At 72.9% G+C, this 15,402-nt stretch carries 16 protein-coding genes; 9 read left to right on the forward strand and 7 right to left on the reverse strand.

Annotated features, from left to right (window positions below):
- Window positions 1–80 precede the first annotated feature (80 nt).
- The 4 genes from A3CO_RS0117820 (at window position 81) to A3CO_RS0117835 (ending at window position 3,207) form a co-directional block, all read left to right on the forward strand.
- The gene (locus A3CO_RS0117820; protein WP_018333596.1) at window positions 81–464 is read left to right on the forward strand and encodes a hypothetical protein; all 384 of its coding nucleotides are present in this window, start codon (window positions 81–83) and stop codon (window positions 462–464) included.
- Complete coding sequence (locus A3CO_RS32955) at window positions 440–1,678, forward strand: lycopene cyclase family protein (protein WP_018333597.1); 1,239 nt, start codon at window positions 440–442, stop codon at window positions 1,676–1,678. The genes A3CO_RS0117820 and A3CO_RS32955 overlap by 25 nt, the downstream gene beginning before the upstream one ends.
- A 93-nt stretch (window positions 1,679–1,771) precedes the next feature.
- Window positions 1,772–2,218: a universal stress protein gene (locus tag A3CO_RS0117830; protein WP_018333598.1), complete on the forward strand. Its 447-nt coding sequence runs from the start codon at window positions 1,772–1,774 to the stop codon at window positions 2,216–2,218.
- Window positions 2,215–3,207, forward strand: a complete 993-nt coding sequence (locus A3CO_RS0117835; RefSeq protein ID WP_018333599.1) for an adenylate/guanylate cyclase domain-containing protein — start codon at window positions 2,215–2,217, stop codon at window positions 3,205–3,207. The genes A3CO_RS0117830 and A3CO_RS0117835 overlap by 4 nt, the downstream gene beginning before the upstream one ends.
- A 253-nt stretch (window positions 3,208–3,460) precedes the next feature.
- Here the strand turns inward: A3CO_RS0117835 and A3CO_RS0117840 are convergent, their stop codons facing one another.
- Genes A3CO_RS0117840 through A3CO_RS0117870 form a run of 7 tightly spaced genes read right to left on the reverse strand, consistent with a single transcriptional unit; the run spans window position 3,461 to window position 9,924 of the window.
- Window positions 3,461–3,859, reverse strand: coding sequence for a metal-sulfur cluster assembly factor (locus tag A3CO_RS0117840; RefSeq protein WP_018333600.1), 399 nt, complete (start codon window positions 3,857–3,859; stop codon window positions 3,461–3,463).
- Window positions 3,856–4,329 carry a Fe-S cluster assembly sulfur transfer protein SufU gene (gene sufU, locus A3CO_RS0117845; protein WP_018333601.1) on the reverse strand — a complete coding sequence of 158 codons (474 nt, stop codon included), beginning with the start codon at window positions 4,327–4,329 and terminating at the stop codon, window positions 3,856–3,858. The genes A3CO_RS0117840 and sufU overlap by 4 nt, the downstream gene beginning before the upstream one ends.
- A gap of 15 nt (window positions 4,330–4,344) precedes the next feature.
- The gene (locus A3CO_RS0117850) at window positions 4,345–5,652 is read right to left on the reverse strand and encodes a cysteine desulfurase (RefSeq protein WP_018333602.1); all 1,308 of its coding nucleotides are present in this window, start codon (window positions 5,650–5,652) and stop codon (window positions 4,345–4,347) included.
- Window positions 5,649–6,428, reverse strand: coding sequence for a Fe-S cluster assembly ATPase SufC (gene sufC / locus A3CO_RS0117855; RefSeq protein WP_018333603.1), 780 nt, complete (start codon window positions 6,426–6,428; stop codon window positions 5,649–5,651). Before sufC ends, A3CO_RS0117850 begins: the two co-directional genes overlap by 4 nt.
- 36 nt (window positions 6,429–6,464) lie before the next feature.
- Window positions 6,465–7,721 carry a Fe-S cluster assembly protein SufD gene (gene sufD / locus A3CO_RS0117860; RefSeq protein WP_018333604.1) on the reverse strand — a complete coding sequence of 419 codons (1,257 nt, stop codon included), beginning with the start codon at window positions 7,719–7,721 and terminating at the stop codon, window positions 6,465–6,467.
- Window positions 7,718–9,151, reverse strand: a complete 1,434-nt coding sequence (gene sufB, locus A3CO_RS0117865) for a Fe-S cluster assembly protein SufB (protein ID WP_018333605.1) — start codon at window positions 9,149–9,151, stop codon at window positions 7,718–7,720. The genes sufD and sufB overlap by 4 nt, the downstream gene beginning before the upstream one ends.
- The gene (locus tag A3CO_RS0117870) at window positions 9,148–9,924 is read right to left on the reverse strand and encodes a helix-turn-helix transcriptional regulator (RefSeq protein ID WP_051085994.1); all 777 of its coding nucleotides are present in this window, start codon (window positions 9,922–9,924) and stop codon (window positions 9,148–9,150) included. The genes sufB and A3CO_RS0117870 overlap by 4 nt, the downstream gene beginning before the upstream one ends.
- A 176-nt stretch (window positions 9,925–10,100) precedes the next feature.
- On the opposite strand from A3CO_RS0117870, the gene mptB reads away from it, so the two are divergent.
- Genes mptB through A3CO_RS0117895 form a run of 5 tightly spaced genes read left to right on the forward strand, consistent with a single transcriptional unit; the run spans window position 10,101 to window position 15,355 of the window.
- Window positions 10,101–11,687, forward strand: coding sequence for a polyprenol phosphomannose-dependent alpha 1,6 mannosyltransferase MptB (gene mptB / locus A3CO_RS0117875; RefSeq protein WP_245561524.1), 1,587 nt, complete (start codon window positions 10,101–10,103; stop codon window positions 11,685–11,687).
- Between the two features lie 9 nt (window positions 11,688–11,696).
- A complete protein-coding gene (locus A3CO_RS0117880; RefSeq protein WP_018333608.1) occupies window positions 11,697–12,620 on the forward strand; it encodes an ABC transporter ATP-binding protein in 924 nt (307 codons plus the stop codon).
- A complete protein-coding gene (locus A3CO_RS0117885; RefSeq protein ID WP_018333609.1) occupies window positions 12,617–13,396 on the forward strand; it encodes an ABC transporter permease in 780 nt (259 codons plus the stop codon). Before A3CO_RS0117880 ends, A3CO_RS0117885 begins: the two co-directional genes overlap by 4 nt.
- A gap of 58 nt (window positions 13,397–13,454) precedes the next feature.
- Window positions 13,455–14,381 carry a COX15/CtaA family protein gene (locus tag A3CO_RS32960; RefSeq protein ID WP_018333610.1) on the forward strand — a complete coding sequence of 309 codons (927 nt, stop codon included), beginning with the start codon at window positions 13,455–13,457 and terminating at the stop codon, window positions 14,379–14,381.
- 11 nt (window positions 14,382–14,392) lie between these two features.
- Window positions 14,393–15,355 (forward strand): quinone oxidoreductase family protein, encoded by a 963-nt coding sequence (locus tag A3CO_RS0117895; protein ID WP_026204732.1) that lies wholly within the window; start codon window positions 14,393–14,395, stop codon window positions 15,353–15,355.
- Window positions 15,356–15,402: the final 47 nt, after the last annotated feature.

Genomic DNA, 15,402 nt, shown 5'->3' on the forward strand with positions numbered 1-15,402 from the left:
GGTTCCGGCGCCGCGAGTGACGACCACGACAGCCCGACGCACGTAGGGCTGCTTCACACCGACCCCGGATAATGGCGGGTATGGGCCTGTTCAGCTGGTTTCGCCGCACGGGGTCGTCCGGCCTCGGGGCCGACGGACGACGCCAGGTCCTCGACCGCGAGGGCGGCCCGGCCGACCTGGAGCACCTGCGCCTGTTCGCGGGGAGCCGCACCGGGGTGGAGTTCTTCGTCGAGCCGGAGACCACGGCGACCGACACGACCGTCGTCGCGGTGGCGAGGGACGGCGAGTGGACCCGCCGTCGGGTGGGGACGCCGCGTGCCGCGGAGCGGCTCGCCCGCAGGTGCAAGGTGCCGGTCTACGACGTCCAGGTGACCGGTTACCCGCAGGCCATGCGGGACTGGAACGCGCGGGCGAAGGCTGATCGCGAAAGACTCGCCGCGTGGGAGCGGGAGATCGGCGACTGAGCGGACGCAGGACCGACGTCCTCGTCGCCGGAGGCGGCCCGGCGGGGTGGTCGGCGGCCCGGGCGTGCGCGCGCCGAGGGCTCGCCGTCACCCTCGTCGACCCGCACCCCGGGCGGCGGTGGCGCCACACCTACGGCGCGTGGGCCGACGAGGTGCCGCTGACCGGGCCGGACGCGCTCCCCGGCGACGTGGTCGCCACCTCCGGCCCCGGCTTCGCCATCGCCCGGCAGGAGCACACGCTCGCCGGGAGCTACGCCGTCCTCGACACCGGCGCCCTCCAGGAGGCCCTGTGCCACCCGGACGTCGAGGTGCACCGGGACCGCGTCGTGGCCGTGTCCGACGGCGCGGCCGTGCTCGACGGCGGCGGGCGCCTCGCCGCCCCGCTGGTCCTCGACGCCACCGGCGCGGCGCAGGTCCTCTCCCGTTCCCGACGACGGGTCTCCCCTCCCGCCGAGCAGACCGCGGTCGGGGTGGTGGTCCCGGCGTCGGTCGCGGCGCGGGTGACTGGCGGGCGGCTCGTCTTCATGGACTGGCGTCCGCTGCACGGCCACCCCGGGTGGCCGACCTTCCTCTACGCCATCCCCCTCGGCGGCGACGACTGGCTGCTCGAGGAGACCTCGCTCGCCCGCCGGCCGGGGCTGCCCCTGCCCGAGCTCACCGAGCGACTGCGACGGCGGCTGCTCGCCTGCGGGCTCACCGCGGACGAGATCCCGCTCGACGACCGCACCCGGGTCGAGCACGTCCGTTTCGCGGTGGACACCCCGACGCACCGCTCCCCCGCCGGCGTCGTCCCGCTGGGCGCCGCGGCGTCGCTGGTGCACCCCGCCACCGGCTACTCCCTGACGCACTCGCTGGCGATCGCCACTCGACTGGCGGACGCACTGGCCACTCGACGAGACCATGCAGACCGGGTCGACGCGGCCGGTCGAGCGGTGCGGCCCGCCGCCGGGCACGTCGTCCACGCCATGCGCCGACGGGGCCTCGACGTGCTGCTGCGGATGCCCCCGGCCGACGTCCCAGAGTTCTTCGAGCGGTTCTTCAGCCTCCCGGCCGCGGCGCAGCGCGGCTACCTCGGCGCGCACGACGACGTCGCCGCGTCGATGCGGGCGATGCTCTCGGTGTTCGTCCACCTCTCGCCGCGCCTGCGGCGTCACCTGATCGCCGGATCACTTCTGGGTGCCGGACGCGGTCGATCGGGTGAGGACGGGTACTAGGCCGTCCGGACGGAGCATCGCGTTACCATCCGCCCTCCCCGCTCGTTCCGTGGACGGGCGGGATGGGACCGCCAGAAAACGGAGCACACCACCATGGGCGCCTACCAGCTCGTCGCCGTCGGCACGGACGGGTCCGACTCCTCCTTCCGCGCGGTCGACCGCGCGGCCACCGTCGCGGCGGACGCCGGGGCCACCCTGCTGATCATCAGCGCGTACCACCCCGCCAAGAACACCGGGCAGGCCGAGCAGGCCCTCGGCGAGGACGCGGCCTACCACGTGGTCGGCTCGACCCCGGCCGAGGAGGCGCTGCGCACCGCCAAGGAGCGCGCGTCGGCCAAGGGCGTCGCCGACATCGAGACCGTGGCGAAGGAGGGCGACCCGATCGACATCGTCACCTCCGTCGTCAACGACAAGAAGGCCGACCTGCTCGTCATCGGCAACCGCGGCCTGAACAGCCTCTCCGGGCGCCTGCTCGGCTCCGTGCCGCAGGGCATCTCCCGGAAGGCTCCGACCGACGTGCTCATCGTCCACACCACGTGAGCGACACCTCCTGGTCGGAGGCGCGACGCGAGGTCGAGGACTTCCTGATCGGCGGCGACCGCACGCTGCGGCGTGCGGACGTCGCCGAGCAGGCCGGCGTGCCGCTCGAGCAGACCGGCCGCCTGTGGAGCGCGCTCGGCTTCCCGCGCGTGCCCGACGACGTCGAGGCCTTCGCGGAGTCCGACCTCGAGGCCCTCGGGTACGTCGAGGACCTGCTCTCGCAGGACGCGTTCGACGAGGCCGAGGCGTTGGCCATCGCCCGGACCCTCGGGCAGAGCATGGCGCGTCTCGCGGAGTGGCAGGCGAACCTGCTGCGCCGGGTGATCGCCGAGCGCGGGTCCGCCGACGACCCCGCCGCGGTCGTCGAGTCGGTGCGCTCGCTGGTGCCGCTGATCGAGCAGCTGCAGGCCTACACCTGGCGTCGCCACCTGTTGGTCACCGCCGGGCGGATGATGTCGGCGCTCGCCACCGAGGAGGGTGCCGACGACGGCCGGACGACGACCGCCGCGGTCGGGTTCGCCGACATCGTCGGGTTCACGTCGCTGTCGCGCCGGATCGACGCCGACGAGCTGCGGTCGCTGCTCGAGCGCTTCGAGAGCGTGTCCAACGACGTCGTGTCGCGGTACGGCGGGCGGATCGTGAAGACCCTCGGCGACGAGGTGCTGTTCGTCTGCGGCGACGTCGGGGCCGCGTGCGACATCGCGTTCGCCCTGCACGACGAGGTCCCCGACCCCGACGAGCGCCTCGCCCTGCGCATCGGCCTGGCCTACGGCGACGTGCTCCCCCGCTACGGCGACGTGTACGGCCCTACGGTGAACATCGCCAGCCGGCTGACCTCCCACGCCCGCCCCGGCACGACCCTGCTCGACGACGAGATGACCGAGGCCGTCCGCGCCGCCGAGCTCGACGTCGAACTCCGCACGGTCCCGCCGCTGCACGTGCGCGGCTACAAGCACCTCAAGCCGCACGTGGTGCGCCGCACGTCCTGAGGGGTGCTCTGTGGCAGCGACGCGTCGTTGCGTGCATCCAGTGGCAGGAACGCCACATCGTCACGCCGACCGAGCTGCTCAGTCAGTGACGAACGGGCCGTTCATCACGGTCTTCGGTGATGAACGGCCCGTTCGTTGGCTCTCGAGGTGACCAGCGTCCGTCAGGAATGACCCGCCAGGACTTGCTCGACGGCGCAGTTGTGAGTACTCATCCGTGCCCCAGCACGGATGAGTACTCACGAGGCGAAGCCACCTACACCGTGAAGCCGAGTGCCCGCAGCTGCTCGCGGCCGTCGTCGGTGATCTTGTCCGGGCCCCACGGGGGCATCCAGACCCAGTTGATCCGCACGTCGTCGACGAGCCCGCCGCCCGGGCCCTTCGTCAGGGCGGCGCGGGACTGGTCCTCGATGACGTCGGTCAGCGGGCAGGCCGCGGACGTCAGGGTCAGGTCCAGCGTGGCGACGGTGCCGGCGTCCTCGTGGTGCACGTCGATGCCGTAGAGCAGGCCGAGGTCGACGACGTTGATCCCGAGCTCGGGGTCGACCACGTCGCGCATGGCCTCCTCGAGGTCGTCGATCGACGGGGTGTCGGCCTTCGGGGCCGGCGCGTCCGGCATCCCCTCGGCGCCACGGGGCGTCTCGGTCTCGGTCATCGCTGTCCCTCCAGCTCGGGGGCGTTGTCGTCAGCCTGGGCCACCGCGTCCTTGAACGCCATCCACCCGAGCAGCGCGCACTTCACGCGCGCCGGGTAGGCGGCCACGCCCGCGAACGCCACGGCGTCGTCCAGGACGTCCTCGTCGGGCTCGACCTTGCCACGGCCCTGCACCATCTCCTGGTAGGCCGACAGCACGTCGAACGCCTCGCCGACGGTGTGCCCGACGACGAGGTCGTAGGCCACCGACGTGGCCGCCTGGCTGATGGAGCAGCCGAGCGCGTCGTAGGACAGGTCGACGACCTTGGCGTCCGCGCCCGAGCCCTCCAGGTGCACCCGCACGGTGACCTCGTCACCGCAGGTCGGGTTCACGTGGTGGACCTCGGCCTCGTAGGGCTCGCGCAGGCCCTTGCCGTGCGGGTTCTTGTAGTGGTCCAGGATGATCTCCTGGTACATCGTCTCGAGCTTCACGCCGGTGACCTCCTCCTAGAGGGAAACGCCGTCGTGGGCGAAAAAGTCCTGGGCCCGGCGCACCCCGTCGAGGAGGGCCTGCACCTCGTCGAGGGTGTTGTAGACGTAGAAGCTCGCGCGGATCGAGCTCTGCACGCCGAACGCCCGGTGCAGCGGCCACGCGCAGTGGTGGCCGACGCGGACGGCGATGCCGGAGTCGTCGAGCACCTGCGACGCGTCGTGCGGGTGCACGCCGTCGATCTCGAAGGACACCGCTCCCCCGCGCGACTCGGTGTTGCGCGGGCCGATGATCGTCACGCCGTCGATGCCGGCGAGGCCCTCGAGCGCGGCGGCCGTGAGGGTGTTCTCGTGGGCGTGCACGTTCTCCATGCCCAGCGCGTTCAGGTAGTCCACAGCGGCACCGAGCCCGACGGCCTGCGAGGTCATCGGGACGCCGGCCTCGAACCGCGCCGGCGGGGCGGCGTAGGTCGAGCCCTCCATGCGGACCAGCTCGATCATCGATCCGCCGGTGAGGAACGGCGGGAGCGCCTCGAGCAGCTCGCGCCGCCCGTAGAGCACGCCGATCCCCGACGGGCCGAGCATCTTGTGCCCGGAGAACGCCGCGAAGTCCACGCCGAGGGCGTGGAGGTCGATCGGGGCGTGCGGCACCGACTGGCAGGCGTCGAGGACCGTGTAGGCGCCGACCGCCTTCGCCATCGCGACGATCTGCTCCACCGGCGTGACCGTGCCGAGGACGTTGGACTGGTGGGTGAACGCCACGATCCTCGTGCGCTCGGTGATCACCGACGGGTCGAGGTCGAGCCGCCCGTCGGAGGTGACGCCGAACCACCGCAGCGTCGCCCCGGTGCGCCGGCAGAACTCCTGCCAGGGCACGAGGTTCGCGTGGTGCTCCATCTCGGTCACGACGACCTCGTCGCCGGGGCCGACGCGGAACCGCGCCGCCTTCGGGTCGTCGGAGGTCAGCGCGTTCGACATGCCGTACGCCACGAGGTTGAGCGCCTCGGTCGCGTTCTTGGTGAACACGACCTCGCCGTAGTCCGCGCCGACGAACGCCGCGATGCGCTCGCGGGCGGACTCGTAGGCGTCGGTGGCCTCCTCGGAGAGCGCGTGCGCCCCACGGTGGACCGCGGCGTTCGAGGTCACCAGGAAGTGGCGCTCGGCGTCGAGGACCTGGCGCGGGCGCTGCGAGGTGGCGCCCGAGTCCAGGTAGATCAGCGGCTTCCCGTCCCGGACGGTGCGGCTCAGGATGGGGAAGTCCGCGCGGAGCTTCTCGACATCCAGGGTCGCACCCGCCGTGGTGGGGACGGATGCGAGTGAGGTCATGCCGGCTGCTCCTCCTTCTCCGCCGCCGCGCTGGTGAAGCGCTCGTAGCCGTTCGCCTCGAGCTCCTCGGCGAGCTCGGGCCCGCCGGACTCGGCGACGCGGCCGTTCACGAACACGTGGACGCGGTCGGGCGCGATGTAACGCAGGATGCGGGTGTAGTGCGTGATGAGCAGGACGCCGACGTCGGACTGCGCCTTGTAGTCGTTGACGCCCTTCGACACGACGCGCAGCGCGTCGACGTCGAGACCGGAGTCGGTCTCGTCGAGCACCGCGAACTTCGGCTTGAGCAGCGAGAGCTGCAGCACCTCGTGCCGCTTCTTCTCACCGCCGGAGAAGCCCTCGTTCACGCTGCGCTCGGCGAACGTCGGGTCGATCTCGAGGTCGGTCATCGCCGACTTCACTTCCTTGACCCAGTGGCGCACCTTCGGCGCCTCGCCGCGCACGGCGGTCGCGGCCGAACGCAGGAAGTTCGACATCGAGACGCCGGGGACCTCGACCGGGTACTGCATGGCGAGGAACAGACCGGCGCGGGCCCGCTCGTCGACCGCCATCTCCAGGACGTTCTCGCCGTCGAGGAGCACCTCGCCGCGGGTCACCGTGTACTTCGGGTGGCCGGCGATCGAGTAGGCCAGGGTCGACTTGCCGGAGCCGTTCGGACCCATGATCGCGTGGGTCTCGTTCGAGTTCACCGTCAGGTCGACGCCGCGCAGGATCTCCTTGGGACCCGACTCGGTCTCGACCTCGACGTGCAGGTCGCGGATCTCGAGGGTGGACATCAATCCTCTTCCGTCGAAAGCTCTACGTGGTGGTGGTCAGTTGCCGATGGCTTCGAGCTCGGCCTCGATGGCCGCCTCGAGCCGGTCGCGCAGGGCGGGCACGCGGACCTTGGCGATGACCTCGCCGAAGAAGCCGCGGACGACGAGCCGGCGGGCCTGGGCCTCGGGGATGCCCCGGGCCATCAGGTAGAAGAGCTGCTCGTCGTCGAACCGGCCGGTGGCCGAGGCGTGGCCGGCACCGGCGATCTCGCCGGTCTCGATCTCGAGGTTCGGGACCGAGTCGGCGCGCGCGTTGTCGGTGAGCAGCAGGTTCCGGTTCAGCTCGTAGCTGTCGGTGCCCTCGGCCTCCTTGCGGATGAGGACGTCGCCGACCCACACGGTGTGCGCGGCCTTGTCGCCCTCGGCGCCCTGCAGCGCGCCCTTGTACGTCACCCGGGAGCGGCAGTGGGTCGCCGTGTGGTCGACCAGGAGCCGCTGCTCGAGGTGCTGCCCGCCGTCGGCGAAGTACAGCCCGTCGAGCTCGACGTCGCCGCCGGGAGCGCGGTAGTTCACGGTCGGCGAGAGCCGGACCAGGTCGCCGCCGAGGGTGACCGAGGTGTGCCGGATCGTCGCGTCGCGCCCCACCGAGAGGTGCTGCGCGCCGACGAACACGGCGTCGTCCGCCCAGTCGTGGACCTCGACGACCAGCAGCTTCGCGCCGTCGCCGACCACGAGCTCGAGGTTGGCGGCCACCGTGCCGGAGCCGCGGTGGTCGAGCACGACCACGGCCTCGGACTGGTGCTCGAGGCGCAGCTGCAGGTGCGTGTACGCGGTCTTCCCGACGCCGGGTCCCTCGAGGAGGACCGTCAGCGGCTCGTCGTCCGAGCGCGGCTGGTCCACGGTGACCACGGTCGCCGTCGGGAAGGCGGACCACGCCTGCGCGGCGACGCGGTCGGCGGGGATGCCGCCGTCGCCGATGCGCGCGTCGTCCCGCCCGACGTGCTCGACGCGGACGCCCCCGAGGTCGTCGGAGGCGGAGTCGCCGAAGCCGGAACGGACCGTGACGGCGACCTCGCCGTCGGCGGTCGCCCCGTCGTGCAGACCGTTCAGCCGACGCAGCGGCGTGAACCGCCACTGCTCCTCACGACCGCGCGGGACCTCGAAGGCCTCGACGTCGTAGGAGGTGAACCGCTCCTCCCACGGCGCGATCTTCGGCGACGAGGCGGTCCTGATGCCCGGGTCCACGTCGAGGACCGGGGCGCCGGGGGCGGTCGTCGAACCGCCCCCGGACGAAGCGACTGGTGCGTCGGTCATCCGACAGCGCCCTCCATCTGCAGCTCGATCAGGCGGTTGAGCTCGAGCGCGTACTCCATGGGGAGCTCGCGCGCGATGGGCTCGACGAACCCGCGCACGATCATCGCCATGGCCTCGTCCTCGGTGAGGCCGCGGGACATCAGGTAGAAGAGCTGGTCCTCGCTGACCTTCGAGACGGTCGCCTCGTGGCCCATGGTCACGTCGTCCTCGCGGACGTCGACGTAGGGGTAGGTGTCCGAGCGGCTGATCGTGTCGACCAGCAGCGCGTCGCACTTCACCGTCGACCGCGAGTGGTGCGCCCCCTTGTTCACGCGGACCAGGCCGCGGTAGGAGGTGCGGCCGCCACCGCGCGCCACCGACTTCGAGATGATCGTCGAGGACGTGTGCGGGGCCAGGTGCACCATCTTGGCGCCGGCGTCCTGGTGCTGACCCTCGCCGGAGAACGCCACCGAGAGCACCTCGCCCTTGGCGTGCGGGCCGGTCAGCCAGACGGCCGGGTACTTCATGGTCACCTTGGAGCCAATGTTGCCGTCGACCCATTCCATGGTCGCGCCCTCTTCGGCCTTGGCGCGCTTGGTGACCAGGTTGTAGACGTTGTTCGACCAGTTCTGGATGGTCGTGTAGCGGCAGCGGCCGCCCTTCTTCACGACGATCTCGACGACCGCGGAGTGCAGCGAGTCGCTCGAGTAGATCGGCGCCGTGCAGCCCTCGACGTAGTGGACGTAGGCGTCCTCGTCGACGATGATCAGCGTCCGCTCGAACTGGCCCATGTTCTCGGTGTTGATCCGGAAGTAGGCCTGCAGCGGGATGTCGACGTGGACACCCTTCGGCACGTAGATGAACGAGCCGCCGGACCACACCGCCGAGTTCAGGGCGGAGAACTTGTTGTCCCCGGCCGGGATCACCGAGCCGAAGTACTCCTCGAACAGCTCCGGGTGCTCGCGCAGACCGGTGTCGGTGTCCATGAAGATGACACCCTGCTGCTCCAGGTCCTCGCGGATCTGGTGGTAGACGACCTCGGACTCGTACTGCGCCGCGACACCGGCCACCAGGCGGGCCTTCTCGGCCTCCGGGATGCCGAGCTTGTCGTAGGTCGACTTGATGTCGTCGGGCAGGTCGTCCCAGCTCTGTGCCTGCTTCTCCGTCGACCGCACGAAGTACTTGATGTTGTCGAAGTCGATGCCCGACAGGTCCGAGCCCCAGTTCGGCATCGGCTTCTTGTCGAACATGCCGAGCGCCTTGAGGCGCAGCTGGAGCATCCAGTCCGGCTCGCTCTTCTTGGCGGAGATGTCGCGGACGACCGCCTCGCTCAGACCACGCTGGGCGCTGGCGCCCGCGTTGTCGCTGTCGTGCCACCCGAACTGGTAGCTGCCCAGGGAGGCGAGGGTCTCCTCCTGGGTCAGCGTCTCCTTCTCCGGCGCGGTGGTCATACGACCTGCCTTCCCTGGTTCTTCGGTGCTCCGCCGGTGGTGGCGGCGGAGGGAGGTTCGGTGGTGCCCGTCCGCTGGGCCCGCTGGGCCGGCACGTGGGTGGTGCACGCCGCATCGCCGCGGGCGATGGTGGCGAGGCGCTGCACGTGCGTGCCCAACAGCTCGGCGAAGACCTCGGCCTCCGCCTCGCAGAGCTGGGGGAATTCGGCCGCGACGTCCGCGACCGGGCAGTGGTGCTGGCACAGCTGCTCGCCGGCACCGCTCGTGGTGGCGCCGCGGCTGGTGGCCGCGTACCCCTCGGCGGTCAGTGCCCCGGCGAGGCGCTGCGCCTTCTCGGCCCGGTCGGCGCCGGACACGATGTGCTCGCGGTGCGCGCCGACCATGGCCAGCGCGCGCTCGCGGGCGAAGGCCCGCACGGCGTCGTCCCCGGCGGCGTCGCCGAGGCGGCGCAACGCGGCGACGGCGAGCTCGGCGGGGCCGTGCTCACCGCGCCCGGCGCGGGTGCGCCCGCTCGTGGTGAGCAGGAACTGCCGGGCCGGACGGCCGCGCTTGCCCGAGGCCGGGGCGTCGCGGGTGGACACGGTGCCCTCGGCGCACAGGGCGTCGAGATGGCGCCGGACCCCCGGGCCCGAGAGCTGCAACTGGTCGGCGAGCGTCGCCGCGGTGGTGGGTCCACGCTCGAGCAGGAGCCGGACCACCGCGTCGCGCGTGCGCCCGTCGGCGGCGGAGCGGGCGTGCGCCGGGTGCACGTCGTGTGCGCTCCCCTGGCTCATCTCCCACCTCCGTTCGATCGGGTCGGACCGATCATGACACACCGGTCATCGCTTTTGACAACACCAGTCTTGCCTATATGGCCCGGACCGGCAAAGGCAGGCCGGGCCGGGTGGCACGGGTCACGCCCGACCGGGCCCGACCCGGCGTCGGGACGGGCCTCGGTATCGTTCCCGAGGTGACCGCGACGGCCCCGACGGCTCCTCCCGGGCCCGAGCCGTCGGCCGGGACCCGGTCGGCCCCCGAGGCGCCCGCCACCCCCGACGAACGACGGCGGTTGCGGTTCTGTCGCCGCTTCGGGTTCACCGGGGCGCTGCTCATGGCCATCGGCGCCCTCGGCTGCGGGGCGACGCCGGCCTCGGCCTACAACCCGCTGCTCGGCACGCGGGTCCTCGGCCTGCCGGGCCGCATGCCCACGGTCTCGCTCGCGATGGCCTACGTCGGGATGGGCATGGTCGTGCTCGCCTGGCTCTGGCTGGGCCGGCTCGCGTGGCCCGGGCGCGTGCGTCTGACGGTGCGCCAGCTCTCGCGCATCCTCGTCATGTGGTGCGCGCCGCTGGCCGTCGCGCCGCCGCTGTTCTCCACCGACGTCTACGGCTACCTCTCGCAGGCCGAGGTCGTCTCGCGGGGCTTCGACCCCTACGTCTTCGGCGCGGCCCAGGCCCTCGGGCTCGAGGACCCGCTGGTCGCCTCGATCCCCACGATCTGGCGGACCACGCCTTCGCCCTACGGCCCCGGCTTCCTGACCTTCGGCCGCCTCGTCACCGCCGTCGCGGGCGAGAACATCGTGCTCGGCGTGTACCTGCACCGGCTCCTCGCGCTGGTCGGGCTCGGGCTCGTGATCTGGGCGGCGCCGCACCTGGCCCGCCGCGCCGGGGTGGAGCCCATCGCGGCGCTGTGGCTCGCGGTGAGCCCCCTGGTGCTCTTCCACCTGGTCTCGGGCATCCACAACGACGCGATCATGATGGGCGTCGTCCTGTTCGGCCTGGAGATCGGCTTCCGGTACTCCTGGTTCGTCGGCGCCCTGCTCATCGGGCTCGGGGCCTCCGGGAAGATCCCCGCGATCCTGGCGCTCGCCTTCCTCGGCGCCCACGTCGCCCGGGAGCGCTGTCTGGCCGCCGGGAAGGACCCGTGCGGGCGCGACGGGGTCATCGCGTTGCTCCGGTACGGCGCGGCCGTGGCCGGGACGGGGCTCGCCGTCGTGGTGGCCGTGTCGGTCGGGTCCGGGCTCGGCTTCGGGTGGATCACCGCGCTGTCGGTGCCGAACCTGCTGCGCTCCTGGCTGTCGGTGACGACGGACCTCGGCGTGCTGGGCGGTCAGATCGGCATGGGGCTGGGCCTCGGGGACCACACCGACGCGGTGCTCTCGCTCACCCGCTCGGCCGGGCTCGGCGTCGCCGCGCTGGTCTGCGTGCTGCTCGTGTTCGCGGTGCTGCGCGGACGGCTCCACCCGGTGGCGGGCGTCGCCTTCGGCTTCGGCGCGGTGTTCCTCGCCGGGCCGGTGCTGCACCCGTGGTACCTGCTGTGGCTGATGGTCCCGCTGGCCTGCTCGGTGACCGGGCCGCGCGTCCGCGGGTGCGCGGTCGCGGTGTGCGCCGCGGTCTCGCTGCTCGTGCCGCCGACCGGGAACGACTTCACGTTCCGGGCCTACCAGCTCCCGATGGCGATCACGGCCGCGCTGCTCGTGGCGGTCGTGCCGCTGCTCGCCTCCCGGGGGAACACGCCGCGGATCCCTCCCCGCACCGGGATCGACGGTCGCACCTAGGCTGGTGGGGTGAGTCAACCGGCCGTCGAGGTGCGCGACCTCGTGGTGCGCTACGGCGCGACGACCGCCGTCGACGGACTCGACCTCGACCTGCACCGGGGCCGGGTCCTCGCCCTGCTCGGCCCCAACGGGGCCGGCAAGACGACCACGGTCGAGGTGTGCGAGGGCTTCCGCTCCCGGACGGCGGGTGCGGTGCGGGTCCTCGGGGAGGACCCGGCGGGCGCCCCGGAGTCGCTGCGCGCCCGGATCGGCGTCATGCCGCAGGGCGGCGGGGCGTACCCGATGGTGCGGGTGCGCGAGATGCTCGACCTGGTCGCCGCCTGCTCGGCCCACCCGCTCGACACCGGCTGGCTGATCGACACCCTCGGCCTGGAGAGCTGCGCGAAGCTGCCCTACAAGCGGCTCTCCGGCGGGCAGCAGCAGCGGCTCAGCCTGGCCTGCGCGATCGTCGGGCGCCCCGAGCTGGTGTTCCTCGACGAGCCCACCTCCAGCCTGGATCCCCAGGGCCGGCACCTCGTGTGGGACCTCGTGCGGGCGCTGCGGGCCGACGGGGTGGCCGTGCTGCTCACCACCCACTTCATGCAGGAGGCCGAGGCACTGGCCGACGACGTCGTGATCGTCGACCACGGCCGGGTCGTCGCCGCGGGCTCGCCCGACGAGCTCACCACCTCCGGCGCCGAGGACACGATGCGCTTCCGCGCACCGCCCGGCATGGACCTCACGCTGCTCGAGGACGTGCTCCCCGAGGGCTACCTCTCCGAGGAGGGCCCGCCCGGGCACTACACGGTGTCGGGCCGCATCGACCCCCAGATGCTCGCCGCCGTCACGGCGTGGTGCGCCCGCCAGGGCGTGCTCGCCGACGACGTCCGCGTCGGGCGCCGCAGCCTCGAGGACGTCTTCCTCGACCTCACCGGACGGGAACTGCGCTCGTGAGCACGTCCTTCGAGACCGGGACCTTCTCCCCCGACCCCGGCGCGGGCTCGCGCGGACGGATGCTCGCCGTGCACACCCGCACCGAGACGGTGCTGGCCCTGCGCCACTCCGAGCAGCTGCTGCTCACGCTCGTGATCCCGCTCGCGCTGCTCGTCGGGCTGACCCTGCTCCAGGGGCTCGTGGAGCTCCCCGAGCCACGCGTGAACGCCGCGCTCGGCACGGTGCTCGCCCTCGCGATGATGTCGACCGGCTTCACCTCGCAGGCGATCGCGCTCGGCTTCGACCGCCGCTACGGCCTCATGCGCCGGCTCGCCGCGACGGCGATCCCGCGCTGGCTCGTCGTCACGGGCCGGCTCGGGGGGATGGCGGCCGTCGTCGTGATCCAGGTGGTCGTGCTCGGCGGGGTCGCGCTCGCGCTGGGATGGCGTCCCGACGCCGGGTCGCTCGGCTGGGCGCTGCTGCTGGTCGTCCTCGGGGCGAGTGCGTTCGGGGCCTGCGGGCTGCTGCTCGGCGGGTCGGTGCGGGCGGACCTCGTGCTCGTCATCGCCAACGTCGTCTGGTTCGTGCTGCTGTTCGTCGGCGGCATCGTCGTGCCGGCGGGCCAGCTGCCGGGCGCCCTCGGCGACGTCGTCGTGCTGCTGCCCAGCGGTGCGCTCGCCGAGGGGCTGCGCGCCGTGATGCTCGGCGGGACCCCGGGCCTCGGTCACGTCGTGGTCCTGCTCGTGTGGGGCGTCGTCGCCGGCCTCGTGGCGGGCCGCACCCTGAAGTGGGACTGACGGGTGCTCCACTACCCGCTGTCGTAGGCTGGCCGGCGTGAGGACTCCCCCGGCGCTGATGCGAGGGCTCGCCGTCGCGGCCGTGGTCGGCCAGGGCGGGATCGCGGTGACCGGCGCCGCCGTGCGCGTCACGGGATCCGGCCTCGGCTGCCCGACCTGGCCGCAGTGCTTCCCCGGCAGCATGGTCCCGGTCGCGCACGCCGAGGTGGCGGTGCTGCACCAGTGGATCGAGTTCGGCAACCGGCTGCTGGGCATCGCGCTCGTGCTCGTCACGGCGGCGTGCGTGATCGCCGCGCTGTTCGTGCGGCCGCGCCGCCGGCGGCTGCTGTGGTTGGCCTGCACCATGCCGCTCGGTGTGGTGGCGCAGGCCGTGCTGGGCGGGATCACCGTGCTGACCGGCCTCGCCTGGTACACGGTGGCGCCGCACTTCGTCGTCTCCGTACCGCTCGTGTGGCTCGCCGTCCTGCTGGCCCGCGACGCGTGGGCGTTGCCGGACGCCGGTGAGCGGCGCGAGACAGTGGTCCCGCGGGCGGTGCGCGGGCTGATCGGGGTCAGCGCGGCAGTGCTGTCCGCGCTGGTGGTGGCGGGCACGCTGGTCACGGCGGCGGGCCCCCACGCGGGCGACCCGGCCACGCCCCGACTCACGACCTTCTCGGTGGCCGACCTCGCCATGGCCCACGCCCACCTGCTGTTCGCGTTCCTCGGACTGCTGGTCGGCCTCGGGTTCCTGCTGCACGCCGTGGCCGCGCCGCGGACGGTGCTGGTGCGGTTCCGGGTCCTCGTCGTGGTGACGCTCGCCCAGGGGCTGCTCGGCGGCATCCAGTACGCGATCGGCGTGCCCGAGGTGCTCGTGGCCCTGCACGTGCTGGGCTCGATGCTCGTCGTCGCGGCGACCGCATGGCTCTGGGCCGGGACGACGCGGCCCGTGGCCGCGGACCCGTCGTCGGGAACCTCTCCGCGGGCGATGGTGGCCGCGCAGTCCTAGGGTCGACCGCCATGCGTGCCGTTCGCGTGGAGGCCCACGGCGGGCCCGAGGTGCTGGTCCCGGCCGACCTGGACGAGCCGACCGTGGGCGCGGAGGACGTGCTCGTCGACGTCGCCGCGGCCGGGGTCAACTACATCGACACCTACCTGCGCAGCGGGCTGTACCCGGCGACGCTGCCCACGGTGCCGGGGCTCGAGGGCGCGGGGACGGTGCGGGCGGTCGGGTCGGCGGTCACCGACGTCGCCGTGGGCGACGTCGTGGCGTTCTGCGACGGCCCGGGGACGTACGCCGAGGTCGCGGCGGTCCCGGCGGCGCGGTGCGTGCCGGTGCCCGCCGGGGTGTCGGTCGAGCAGGCCGCGGCCGTGTTGCTGCAGGGGCTCACGGCGCACTACCTGCTGCACGACACCTACGCGGTGCAGCCCGGCGACGCCGTGCTGGTCCACGCCGGGGCGGGCGGCATGGGCCTGCTGCTGTGCCAGTTGGCGTCGGCGCTCGGGGTGACCGTCATCGCGACGACGTCGACGCCGGAGAAGGCGTCGCTGGCGCGGGAGGCCGGGGCGGCGCACGTGGTGGGGTATCCGTCGTTCGCCGAGGAGGTGCGGTCGTTGACGTCGGGTGCCGGGGTGGCGGCCGTGTACGACGGGGTGGGCGCCACGACCTTCGACGGCTCGCTCGCCTCGCTGCGCGTGCGGGGCGTCCTGGCGCTCTACGGCGCCGCCTCCGGCCCGGTCCCGCCCGTGGACCCGCAGCGTCTCAACGCGGCCGGCTCGGTCTACCTGACCCGCCCGTCGTTGGGCTGGCACGTCCGGACCACGTCCGAACTGCGTGCCCGGGCGGCGGAGGTGTTCGCGGCGGTGGCGGACGGGTCGCTCACCGTGCGGGTCGGTGGGCGGTATGCCCTCGACGCGGCCGCGGACGCCCACCGGGACCTCGAGGGCCGCGCCACGACGGGGAAGCTGCTGCTGGTGCCGTAGGGGGCCGTTGCGCGTCGTCCCGTCGCGACCCGGGGACGAGCCCGGCG

It is taken from the genome of Actinomycetospora chiangmaiensis DSM 45062 (assembly GCF_000379625.1).
Taxonomy (GTDB): domain Bacteria; phylum Actinomycetota; class Actinomycetes; order Mycobacteriales; family Pseudonocardiaceae; genus Actinomycetospora; species Actinomycetospora chiangmaiensis.

What these genes read in the sequence shown, in the direction of transcription:
- A3CO_RS0117840 (WP_018333600.1), bottom strand. Translation starts at nt 3,859, where the DNA reads ATGACCGAGACCGAGACGCCCCGTGGCGCCGAGGGGATGCCGGACGCG.
- A3CO_RS0117870 (WP_051085994.1), bottom strand. Translation starts at nt 9,924, where the DNA reads ATGAGCCAGGGGAGCGCACACGACGTGCACCCGGCGCACGCCCGCTCC.
- A3CO_RS32960 (WP_018333610.1), top strand. Translation starts at nt 13,455, where the DNA reads ATGCGAGGGCTCGCCGTCGCGGCCGTGGTCGGCCAGGGCGGGATCGCG.
- A3CO_RS0117830 (WP_018333598.1), top strand. Translation starts at nt 1,772, where the DNA reads ATGGGCGCCTACCAGCTCGTCGCCGTCGGCACGGACGGGTCCGACTCC.
- A3CO_RS0117895 (WP_026204732.1), top strand. Translation starts at nt 14,393, where the DNA reads ATGCGTGCCGTTCGCGTGGAGGCCCACGGCGGGCCCGAGGTGCTGGTC.
- sufC (WP_018333603.1), bottom strand. Translation starts at nt 6,428, where the DNA reads ATGTCCACCCTCGAGATCCGCGACCTGCACGTCGAGGTCGAGACCGAG.
- sufB (WP_018333605.1), bottom strand. Translation starts at nt 9,151, where the DNA reads ATGACCACCGCGCCGGAGAAGGAGACGCTGACCCAGGAGGAGACCCTC.
- A3CO_RS0117820 (WP_018333596.1), top strand. Translation starts at nt 81, where the DNA reads ATGGGCCTGTTCAGCTGGTTTCGCCGCACGGGGTCGTCCGGCCTCGGG.
- sufD (WP_018333604.1), bottom strand. Translation starts at nt 7,721, where the DNA reads ATGACCGACGCACCAGTCGCTTCGTCCGGGGGCGGTTCGACGACCGCC.
- A3CO_RS0117850 (WP_018333602.1), bottom strand. Translation starts at nt 5,652, where the DNA reads ATGACCTCACTCGCATCCGTCCCCACCACGGCGGGTGCGACCCTGGAT.